The sequence below is a fragment of the Paeniglutamicibacter psychrophenolicus genome (assembly GCF_030812255.1).
Lineage (GTDB): Bacteria > Actinomycetota > Actinomycetes > Actinomycetales > Micrococcaceae > Paeniglutamicibacter > Paeniglutamicibacter psychrophenolicus_A.
Genome location: NZ_JAUSSH010000017.1, coordinates 95635 through 105944, shown reverse-complemented (window position 1 = coordinate 105944; position 10310 = coordinate 95635). Strand labels below are relative to the sequence as shown.

The following is a 10310-nucleotide window of genomic DNA, read 5'->3' as shown; positions in this document are numbered from 1 at the left end:
TGCGGACCTACAAGTCCCTGGCCAATGTCGAGAAGGTCTTCAAGACCCTCAAGACCCGGGATTTGGGCATCCGCCCCATCCGCCACTACACCGAGCGCCGGACCCGCGCCCATGTGTTCCTCTGCATGCTCGCAGCCCACCTGACCTGGCACCTGCGCACCGCGTGGGCTCCGTTGACGTTCACCGACGAGAACCGGCCCGTCCCGGAAGAGCCGGTCGCAAAGGTGGTCCGCTCGGTCGCCGCGGCGCGCAAGGCCAGCACCCGAAAGCTCGACGACGGAACCACCGCCACCAGCTACCAGGACCTGCTCACCCACCTGGGAACCCGGACCCGGAACACCACCAGCGTCCCGGGCACCGAGAAGACCTTCGAGCTGCTCTCCCTGCCCACGCCCCGGCAACAGCGCGCCATGGAGCTGATCGACCTCCACGCCAAAAACCACAGAAAGTAGCCAGACACCCGGAACCGAAAACGCCAGGATCCCCGACAATCCGGGGATCCTGGCGTTCTGCCTAACGTAACTTCAGATTAGCAATGGCCCAAGCCAGGCGGGCTTCCACGGAACTCGGCAGCTAGCTGCCAAGGCAAGGACTCGAGCATGCCTTCGGTGGCACTCCCCCGGCATCGCCCCCCTGTGTACTCCGGGCAGGCTCTCCCCGGCACACGACCGGAACCAAGTCCTTGGGCCCCCGCCAGACGCGATTGGATTCATCCGGCAGCATTGGTTCACGTTTCCCGCTACCCATCCGGGGTTCGCGCATGGTCGTTGCACAGGCTTGTTGCCCCATGCCCTCGGGCGTCCGGGCAAGTGCCCGGTGTCCGGCTGGCGACGACATGCCCGTTAAACGGGCTAACCCGGTACCAGCCCCCGTGAGGGGCCGGTACCGGGTCAGCGACGTGGACGCGTAATTAGGAAGCGTCAGGCAGAACACGGGTGACGTTGGCGTCAACCGCAATGCCCGGACCGAACGTGGTGGTCAGGGTCGCCTTGGTGATGTAGCGGCCCTTGGAGGAGGAAGGCTTCAAACGAAGAACCTCATCCAGTGCTGCTGCGTAGTTCTCTGCAAGCTTCTGCGCATCGAAGGAAACCTTGCCGATGATGAAGTGCAGGTTCGAGTGCTTGTCGACGCGGAAGTCGATCTTGCCACCCTTGATGTCGTTGACGGCCTTGGCGACGTCCATGGTGACGGTGCCGGTCTTCGGGTTCGGCATCAGGTTACGGGGACCCAGCACCTTACCCAAGCGGCCAACCTTGCCCATGAGGTCAGGGGTTGCAACTGCTGCGTCGAAGTCGGTCCAGCCGCCGGCAATCTTGGCGATCAGGTCGTCCGAGCCAACAAAGTCGGCGCCGGCTGCGATTGCAGCCTCTGCCTTGTCGCCGTTCGCGAACACGAGGACGCGGGCGGTCTTGCCGGTGCCGTGGGGAAGGATCACGGTGCCGCGAACCATCTGGTCTGCCTTGCGAGGGTCAACGCCCAAGCGGAAAGCAACCTCAACGGTCTCGTCGGCCTTCGAGAAGGCGACCTCCTTGGCCAGGGCAATTGCCTCGACCGGAGCGTAGAACTTGTCTTCTTCGATCTTCGCCGCGGCGGCTACGAATGCTTTACTGCGCTTTGCCATCTGCTTTTTCTCCTTATGCAGTCGTGGTCATGTTTGGGTCGCGCGCGACCCTGCCACTTGCGATGCGGTGCACCGGTTAGGTCCGGCTGGTTCCGCATCGTCTGGTTGTTTTGGGTTTGCGTTCCTGGCTGGCCAGGTGCGCGGTTGTAAAGGGCGTTATTAGCCTTCTACGGTGATGCCCATCGAACGGGCGGTGCCGGCGATGATCAAGGCGGCAGCCTTGATGTCGTTGGCGTTGAGATCTTCCATCTTGGTGGTGGCGATCTCTTCAACCTGGGCCTGGGTCAGCTTGGCAACCTTGACGGTGTGCGGGGTGGCTGAACCCTTGGCAACGCCTGCGGCCTTCTTGATGAGCTCGGCTGCCGGCGGGGTCTTCGTGATGAAGGTGAACGAACGGTCTTCGTAGACAGTGATTTCAACCGGAACCACGTTGCCGCGCTGCGACTCGGTGGCGGCGTTGTACGCCTTGCAGAATTCCATGATGTTGACGCCGTGCTGACCAAGCGCCGGGCCGATCGGCGGTGCCGGGTTGGCGGCGCCTGCCTGGATCTGCAGCTTGATGAGTCCGGTGACCTTTTTCTTGGGGGCCATGTCGGGTCCTTCTTCTTTTGCGTTGCCCCGTTGCACAGGAGCGTGCCTCGGGGGGTTGGCCGCCGTGGCGCGGCGACCGAAACCGTGCCTGTGCCCGGTAAAGCATCCGGGTGGCAGGCACGAAACCTAAATGTTACTGGATCTTGGTGACCTGGCTGAAGGACAGGGTCACGGGGGTCTCTCGTTCGAAGATCGAGACCAGGACGACCATGGTCGAGGATTCCAGCTTGATCTCACTGATCGTTGCCGGCAAGGTCTCGAACGGGCCGTCGTTGACGATGACCGATTCGCCGACCGCGAAGTCGACGTGGACCTCGGTGATCGGGGCGCGGCCGGCCTTCGAGTGCTCGCCGGCTTCCTCGGTCACGATGGTGTGCTCAAGCATCGAGAAGACTTCCTCAAGACGCAGCGGGACCGGATCGTGGGCGTTGCCGACAAAGCCGGTGACACCCGGGGTGTGGCGAACCGCACCCCACGAGGCGTCGGTCAGTTCCATGCGAACCAGCACGTAGCCGGGGATGCGAACACGACGCACGATCTTGCGCGTGGTGTTCTTGATCTCGACGACTTCTTCCATCGGGACCTGGATTTCATAAATGAATTCCTCCATGCCCAGGGTCTGGATACGGGTCTCGAGGTTCACCTTGACGCGGTTTTCGTAACCTGCGTACGAGTGGATGACGTACCAGTCGCCGGGCTGGCGGCGAAGCTTGGTGCGGAATTCTTCAATCGGATCCACGGCCGGGGTTTCCTCGGCTGCTTCATCCTGCTCGGCGTCCTCGGAGGCCTGCGCGGCGTCCTCGGAAACCTCGGGAGCCTGCTCGGCGTCCTCGGAAACGACGGAATCGGCCGACACCTTATCGGTATCGACCTCTACTGCCTGGCCTTCGAGTTCTTCGGTGGCCTGCGGTTCGAGTTCCTGCTCGGACACTGCGGTTCCTGCTTTCTGTTACTGGTTCACCAGAAATGTGGGGCGTTTGGTCCCGGGTTACTGTTCGGGCGAATTGGTGAAGATCAGAATCGATCCGTTGCCGAACACGAAGTCCAGACCGGAAATGATCAACATCATCAACACCACGAAGCCGATGACAACCAGTGTGTAGTTGACCAGCTCACTGCGGGTTGGTGTGACGACTTTCTTCAGCTCGGAAATCATCTGGCGGAAGAAGAGGGCAATGCCTGCGAAGAAACCGGCTTTCGACGGCCTCTTGTTGTGCCCAGCGCCATGCGATTCGTTCGCAGTCGTTTCGGTCACCGATTCCTCGTTTCAGATTATCCCACTTGAAACAATCACGGTGTGCCGCAGCCGTATCGACCACAACACACCGTGACGTGAATATTCGCCGAGCAACCGTAGATGATTGCCACTGCGCAGGGCAGACAGGACTCGAACCTGCAACCTGCGGTTTTGGAGACCGCTGCGCTACCAATTGCGCCACTACCCTTCGAGCGTCAAGCTCGCGGACCATCAAACCCTCATCGGACTTGGTGATCCAGATGTTTTCCAACACCGAGGATCAAGTCTACGCAAAGTTTGTGCCGATTGTCGAACCGGGGGCCCCGTAGGCGTTTTCCGGCCGATATTTGGCCCGGAAACATCCTGCTAGGTTGGTGGCATGTTCCCCACGACAGCCGGGCGCCCGCACCCCGGCTCCACCACCGCCCTGGTCTTGCTGGTCTTTGCCGGCGGCTCGGTGCTTGACGCCATCCTGCGCGCAACCTCGCGGTACTCACCGGCCGCAGGGATGCTGCCGCAGCTGCTGCTCGCCGCCGTGCCGATGTTCATCGCCATTGGCGTCTGGATCTGCCTGCGTGGCCGGAACGGGCTTTCCGGGAGCCTGTTCCTGCAATTGCTGCTGGCAATCGGCGTGGGGGTCCTGGCCATGGGCTCGGCGCTTCCGCTGTCCTGGTACCTCGGCATCGGCCTGGTGCTCTGGGCAATGCGCCTGGGCCGGAGCCTGCTGATGTGGGTGGGCACCAGCCTTTTGGTGCTGGCAGGAGGGGCCCAGTTCGGAATGATCGACTTCTCCGGGGTGCTGTTCCTGCCCTTTGCCCTGACCCCACCGCTGTTTCTCGGTGCCGCCGCCTACTACCAGTGGCACCAGGTGCGGCACAGCCAGCTGGAGAGGGACGTCGACGCGGAGCGGTCCGCGGAGCTGCATCGGAATCGCTACGGCCGCGAGCCGGGCCACTAGGTCCCGAACCGATCCGGGCCCCGTGACAGCATCGTCCACGGTGCCGCCGGGAGTCCGGCCGGCGGCGGCTCGGTTCCCCGGGCCAGTGCGGCTTCACACTACGACGGCGTGTCAACAAATAATCGTGCCGCCACGGCCGCGACCACTAAGCTTGTTCCATACGCACACCCACACCTCCCTTTCCAGGAAGCGACGACATGCCACGCATTTCCCGACGTATCGGGTCCATCGCAGAATCAGCCACGCTGGCCGTAGACGCCAAGGCCAAGGCATTGAAGGCGGCGGGCCGGCCCGTCATCGGCTTCGGTGCCGGTGAACCGGACTTCGCCACCCCCGACTACATCGTCGAGGCGGCCGTTGCCGCGGCACGCAACCCCAAGTACCACCGCTACTCCCCCGCCGCCGGCCTGCCCGAGCTGCGTGCGGCCATTGCGGAGAAGACCATGCGCGATTCGGGCTACCAGGTCGACGCCGCGCAGGTGATGGTCACCAACGGCGGCAAGCAGGCCGTGTACAACGCGTTTGCCACCCTGCTGGATCCGGGCGACGAGGTCATCGTGCCGACCCCCTACTGGACCACCTACCCCGAGGCCATCCGCCTGGCCGGCGGTGTCCCGGTCGAGGTGTTCGCGGGACCGGAGCAGGGCTACAAGGTCACCATCGACCAGCTCGATGCCGCGGTCACGGACAAGACCAAGGTGCTGCTCTTCGTCTCGCCGTCGAACCCGACCGGTGCGGTGTACTCCCCCGGGCAGGTGGCCGAGATCGGCCGCTGGGCCGCCTCCAAGGACCTGTGGGTCATCACGGATGAAATCTACGAGCACCTGACCTACGACGATGCGGTGTTCACCTCGATCGCCACGGCCGCCCCGGAACTGGGCGACAAGGTCATCGTGCTCAATGGCGTGGCCAAGACCTACGCCATGACCGGCTGGCGCGTGGGATGGATGGCCGGGCCGCTGGACGTCATCAAGGCCGCCACCAACCTGCAGTCGCACGCGACCTCCAACGTCTCGAATGTCTCGCAGGTCGCCGCGCTGGCCGCGGTCTCGGGCCCGCTGGATGCCGTGGCCGAGATGCGCACCGCGTTCGACCGCCGCCGCAAGGCGATGGTCTCGGCACTCAACGCCATCGACGGGGTCAACTGCCCCGTCCCGGAGGGCGCGTTCTACGCCTACTCCGATGTGCGCGCCCTGCTGGGCCGCGAGATCCGCGGCGTGGTCCCCACGACGTCGGCCGAGCTGGCCGCACTGATCCTGGAACAGGTCGAGGTGGCCGTGGTGCCGGGCGAGGCCTTCGGTCCGTCGGGCTACATCCGCATGTCCTACGCGCTGGGCGATACGGACCTGGCCGAGGGCGTCGGACGCCTGGCCACCCTGCTGGGCGAGGCCAGGTAGCGCAACCGCCTGCCACCGCGAAGGCCGGTGTCCGGATTCCCCCGCGGGATTCCGGACACCGGCCTTCCTTGCGTTCCGGGTGGCCCCGGCGCGGGGATGTCAGAGGATCCGGCGGTCAACGGCCCAGCGGGTGAGTTCGTGCCGGTTGGACAGCTGCAGCTTGCGCAGCACGCTCGAGACATGGGTCTCGACGGTCTTGACCGAGATGAACAGGTCCTTGGCGACCTCCTTGTAGCTGTAGCCGCGCGCAATCAGGCGCATGACCTCCAGTTCGCGGGCGCTGAGCAGGTCCAGCTCCTCGTCGGCGCTGATCGCCGCCTGGGTGCCGAAGGCATCGAGCACGAACCCGGCCAGCCGCGGGGAGAAGACCGCGTCCCCGCCGGCCACCCGCAGCACCGCATCGGAGATCTCGGTGCCGGAGATCGACTTGGTGACGTAGCCGCGGGCCCCGGCACGGATGACCGTGACCACGTCCTCGGCGGAATCCGAGACGCTCAGCGCAAGGAACTTCACCTGGTCGAATACGTCCACGCAGCCGGTGAGCACCTCCGCGCCGCCGCCCCCGCGCCCACCGGGCAGGTGCACATCGAGCAGCACCACCGCGGGGAGCTGGGCGTGCACCACCGCGATGGCGGATTCGACGGTGGCGGCCTCGCCGACCACTTCGATGCGCCCGTCCAGGTCGGCCTTGAGCCCGGAGCGGAAGATACCGTGGTCATCGACCACCACCACCCGCACCCGGTTCGATGCCGTGTTTTCGGTTGACTCAGTCATGTCCTTCTCCGTTTTCCGTTTCCAGCACCAGATGCACCTCGGTGCCCTCCGTGTCGCTCTTGATGCGGGCGCTCCCGCCGTTGCGTTCCATGCGCCCGATGATCGATTCGCGCACCCCGTGCCGGTCCGCGGAGACCGCGGCGGGGTCGAAGCCCGGTCCGCGGTCGCGCACAAACACCTCGACCTTGGCGGGGGATGCCTCCACGTACACCGAGATGGTGCCGCCGGCGTGCTTGGCCGCGTTGGCCATGGCCTCCCGGGTGGCCTGCAGCAGGGCCTCGTGCCCGGGGGCTCCGGTGCGCTCCCCGACGCCCACCACGTTGATGGAGACCAGGTAGAGTTCCTCGATCTCGCCGGCGGCCGTGCGGATCGCCTCGGTGATCCCGTCCTCGCTGCGCTCGTGCTCGTCGTACAGCCAGGAGCGCAGCTCGCGTTCCTGGGCGCGGGCCAGGGTGAGCACCTTGGCCGGGTCCTCGGCGCGTTTCTGGATCAGCGCCAGGGTCTGGAGCACCGAGTCGTGCAGGTGCGCGGCGATGTCCGCGCGTTCCGCCGCCCGCACCCGGTTGGTGCGTTCGGAGACGAAGTCGCGCCAGAAGCGCAGCGCCCAGGGCAGCAGCACCAGCGCCAGCCCGGCGATGACCGCCACCGCCACCGCGAGCCCCGAGAGCAGGGAGCTGAGGCCCACGGCCCCGCTGAGCAGCAGCAGCACCCCGGCGACCACCAGGGAGACGCCCACCAGCAGCCGCGCCAGCCCGGCGGCGCCGAGCGCCCCGGTGTTCTTGCGCAGGTCCTGCCGTCCGCCCTCGTCCAGTTGCGTCCAGGCCAGCACCGCGCCGGCCACCACCACCAGCAGCGGCCAGACGACGTTCCAGCGGATCGCCACCCCGAGCAGCTGCGCACCGGCCAGCGCCGCCACCAGCAGCAGGGCGATGCCGATGAGCACCTGGCGCAGCGAGGCCTGCCGGGCGCCGTCCCCCGGTTCATCCGGCGTGCCGCGGGTGCCGGCGCCCAGTTCCTCGGCGAGGGTGAAGCGGCGGGTGCCGCTGCGCCGCTCGGCGTCGCGTTCGGCGTCGTTGGCACTGGGCAGGAAGATCCACAGCCAGGCGTAGAGCACGACCCCGGCCCCGGCCAGCAGGCAGGCGGCCAGGAAGCCGATCCGCACCCATTTCACCTGCACGCCCAGGTGCGCCGCCACCCCGGAGCAGACCCCTGCAACGATGCGCGTGGGTCCGCGCAGCAACTCGGGACGCAGGGGTGTTTGGCTCATGTATCCATCCAAGCATGCCCCGGGCCCCAAACGGGCCCTTGGCCACCGATCCCGGGGTCGGGCTCAGGGTTCAACCAGGGGCGACCCCCATGGCGCGGGGTGCAGCCGAGGCGCGAGGATTGAGGCATGAATGAAGCATCGATGGAACACGGGTTTTTCCGGTGGATACGAGAACTGGGGCTGCGGCGCGGCGAGGACCACTGGGTCGGCGGCGTCGCCTCCGGGGTGGCGACGCGCTTCGGCATCGCCCCCATCCTGGTGCGCGGCATCTTCGTGGCTCTGTGCTTCGTGGCCGGGCTGGGATTGCTGGTCTATGGCCTCGGCTGGGCCCTGCTGCCCGGGGCCGACGGGAAGATCCACGTGCAGGAGGCCATTGCCGGGCGCTGGAGCAGCGGGATGAGCGGGGCGCTGGTCTTCTTCGTCATCGGCGCGGTCGGCTCCCCGGCACTCTTTGGCTGGTGGGACGGCGGGTTCTGGACGCTCCTGGTGATCCTGGGCGTCTGCTTCCTGGTCTTCTCCCGGAGCGGACGATTTGCCGAAAATGCCGGAGGCAAGCAACCCGCCGCATCGTGGACCACCGGCACCGACAGCCCGGCCCCGGGCAACCCGGCAGGTTCCGGTGCCCCGCAGGCCCCGGCCTCCCAGGCGGCACCCACGGCGTCCTTTGCCGCGTCCACCGGAGCCTTTCCGGGGGAAGCAACCCCTGCCACCGCCTCGGGCACGGTGCCCGATGACGCTTTTGCCTCCCACACAACGGCAGGCGCAACCAAGGACACCGTCGATGAAGACTCCACGACGGACGATGTGCCCGCCCCGGATGCCACGGACGCGGACGCCACCGAGGCGGACGCCACCGAGGCGGACGACGCCCAAACCCCGGCCGGAGGCGATGCCCGGAGGACGGACGGCGACCCCGCCGGACCCGGTGCCCCGGGATCCGAGGCACCCACCACGCCATTGACCGCCGCCGTGCCGGGGCACGGCCCGTTCCCGGAGGAGCAAACCATGCCGCAACCAACATCCCAGTCCCCCGCCTCCCCGACCGGTGCACCATCCGGCCACCGCGCGGGGCAGCCCTCGGGATCCGGGCCGACGCCTCCGTCGGGCTTCGAGCCGGCAACGGGTTCTCCCGCGCCGGGTTCCGGCAAGGCTCCGCGGCAGGTGCGCGGCAGGTCCATCCCCGGCTACGTGGCAACCATCGTGCTGGGCCTGGCGGTGCTCGCCTTCGCCCTGGTCACGGGGCTCGAACACCTGGGCATGCTCCAGGTGCCGGCCAGCCCGCTGGCCGTGGGATTCGCGGTGGCACTGATCATCATCGCCCTGGGAGTCATCGGGGCGGCGCTGGGCAACCGCACCGGCGGGGCCCTGGTCGGGTTCGGCATCGTCGCCCTGGTCTTCGCCCTGGTCTGGGGCGGCGGATCGCTGCGCGACTCCGGGCCGATCTCCTCGTTCCGCGGCATCACCACCACCGATGGCTCCGGCACCACCAACGTCTTCCACTCCGGGGAACTGGACCTGCGGTCCTACTCCACGATCACCTCGGACACCACGGTGCGGATCGACAACGTCTTCTCCTCCACGAAGTTGATCGTGCCGGACAACATCCCGGTGGTCATCGACTCGCAAAGCGCCTTCGGATCCCAACGGATCAATGGCGCCACCGCCGAAATCCGCAATGGAAGCACGGTCCTGAATGCCGGGCTCGGCGGCCCCGAACTGCGCCTGCAGATCGACGGGGCATTCAGCAGCATCGAAATCAACGTAGAGAAGGCAGAGGTTGCACCATGAGCCAGCACACCGCACAACCCTCCAGCCCCGCCGAAGAGGCGCCGGCTTTCCCCACCGGCACCCTGGTCTTCGGCCTGATCCTGCTGGCCATCGGCATCGCGCTGCTGGCCGGGCTGCTGCTCAGCTTCCAGATCAGCGCGCCGCTGCTGTTCATCGGGCTGGTGGCCGGGGCCGGGCTGATCCTGGTCATCGCCGGGATCATGGCCGCCCGCCGCTCCCGGTAGTAAAACCCGGAGGGGCAAAATCCGCTCCCGCACCCACAAACCGCGATCCACATGAAAGACTTTGACACCATGGACACCTTTTTCAATTCCCTTCGCTCAATCCCGCTCCGCCGTGGCCCCAAGCGCCTGGTCGGCGGGATCGCCGGCGGCATCGCCGACAAGTTCGGCTGGGACGTCACCCTGGTGCGGATCGGGGTGCTGCTCAGCTTCCTGCTGCCGGTCTTCGGCATCGGCGCCTACGTCATCGCCTGGCTGCTGATCCCCAACCAGGACGACACGATCGCCCTGCAGAAGCTGATCCGCTCCGTGCGCTGACGCTTTCCCCCATGCATTGCCCCCGGGCCATGCCGCCGAGGAGAACCCCCTCCGTGCGGCATGGCCCGCGGCGCGTCCGGCAGGCGCCGCGGCGGCGTCATGCAGGGACCCTGCGGCTGACGCGGTGTTGGTCATCAC

The 10310-nt window shown here is 66.7% G+C and carries 11 protein-coding genes, 1 tRNA gene and 1 pseudogene; 6 read left to right on the top strand and 7 right to left on the bottom strand.

What is annotated here, in order from left to right; translation table 11 throughout:
• A pseudogene (locus tag J2T21_RS18285) lies at nucleotides 1–452 on the top strand (IS1634 family transposase); the annotation flags it as partial.
• Between the two features lie 458 nt (nucleotides 453–910).
• On the opposite strand, the gene rplA reads toward J2T21_RS18285, so the two are convergent.
• The 5 genes from rplA to J2T21_RS18260 form a co-directional block, all read right to left on the bottom strand.
• Nucleotides 911–1621, bottom strand: a complete 711-nt coding sequence (gene rplA, locus J2T21_RS18280) for a 50S ribosomal protein L1 (protein WP_307583380.1) — start codon at nucleotides 1619–1621, stop codon at nucleotides 911–913.
• A 159-nt stretch (nucleotides 1622–1780) separates the two neighbouring features.
• A complete protein-coding gene (gene rplK, locus J2T21_RS18275; protein WP_071212921.1) occupies nucleotides 1781–2212 on the bottom strand; it encodes a 50S ribosomal protein L11 in 432 nt (143 codons plus the stop codon).
• A 133-nt stretch (nucleotides 2213–2345) separates the two neighbouring features.
• Entirely contained in the window at nucleotides 2346–3143 is a 798-nt protein-coding gene (gene nusG / locus J2T21_RS18270; RefSeq protein ID WP_307583378.1) for a transcription termination/antitermination protein NusG, read from the bottom strand.
• Nucleotides 3144–3200: 57 nt separating this feature from the next.
• Nucleotides 3201–3467, bottom strand: a complete 267-nt coding sequence (gene secE, locus J2T21_RS18265) for a preprotein translocase subunit SecE (RefSeq protein ID WP_307583377.1) — start codon at nucleotides 3465–3467, stop codon at nucleotides 3201–3203.
• Between the two features lie 117 nt (nucleotides 3468–3584).
• Nucleotides 3585–3657, bottom strand: a tRNA-Trp gene (locus J2T21_RS18260).
• A gap of 171 nt (nucleotides 3658–3828) precedes the next feature.
• Between J2T21_RS18260 and J2T21_RS18255 the strand changes: the two genes are divergently transcribed.
• Nucleotides 3829–4407: a hypothetical protein gene (locus J2T21_RS18255; RefSeq protein WP_307583376.1), complete on the top strand. Its 579-nt coding sequence runs from the start codon at nucleotides 3829–3831 to the stop codon at nucleotides 4405–4407.
• A gap of 197 nt (nucleotides 4408–4604) precedes the next feature.
• Entirely contained in the window at nucleotides 4605–5804 is a 1200-nt protein-coding gene (locus J2T21_RS18250; RefSeq protein ID WP_307583375.1) for a pyridoxal phosphate-dependent aminotransferase, read from the top strand.
• A gap of 99 nt (nucleotides 5805–5903) precedes the next feature.
• Here the strand turns inward: J2T21_RS18250 and J2T21_RS18245 are convergent, their stop codons facing one another.
• On the bottom strand, nucleotides 5904–6578 hold the full coding sequence (locus tag J2T21_RS18245; RefSeq protein WP_071212916.1) for a LuxR C-terminal-related transcriptional regulator: 675 nt from the start codon (nucleotides 6576–6578) through the stop codon (nucleotides 5904–5906).
• The gene (locus J2T21_RS18240) at nucleotides 6571–7845 is read right to left on the bottom strand and encodes an ATP-binding protein (protein WP_307583373.1); all 1275 of its coding nucleotides are present in this window, start codon (nucleotides 7843–7845) and stop codon (nucleotides 6571–6573) included. The genes J2T21_RS18245 and J2T21_RS18240 overlap by 8 nt, the downstream gene beginning before the upstream one ends.
• Nucleotides 7846–7971: 126 nt before the next feature.
• Between J2T21_RS18240 and J2T21_RS18235 the strand changes: the two genes are divergently transcribed.
• The 3 genes from J2T21_RS18235 (at nucleotide 7972) to J2T21_RS18225 (ending at nucleotide 10172) form a co-directional block, all read left to right on the top strand.
• Complete coding sequence (locus J2T21_RS18235; RefSeq protein ID WP_307583372.1) at nucleotides 7972–9633, top strand: PspC domain-containing protein; 1662 nt, start codon at nucleotides 7972–7974, stop codon at nucleotides 9631–9633.
• Complete coding sequence (locus tag J2T21_RS18230; protein ID WP_071212913.1) at nucleotides 9630–9857, top strand: hypothetical protein; 228 nt, start codon at nucleotides 9630–9632, stop codon at nucleotides 9855–9857. Before J2T21_RS18235 ends, J2T21_RS18230 begins: the two co-directional genes overlap by 4 nt.
• Before the next feature lie 69 nt (nucleotides 9858–9926).
• On the top strand, nucleotides 9927–10172 hold the full coding sequence (locus J2T21_RS18225) for a PspC domain-containing protein (RefSeq protein ID WP_307583371.1): 246 nt from the start codon (nucleotides 9927–9929) through the stop codon (nucleotides 10170–10172).
• Nucleotides 10173–10310 lie beyond the last annotated feature (138 nt).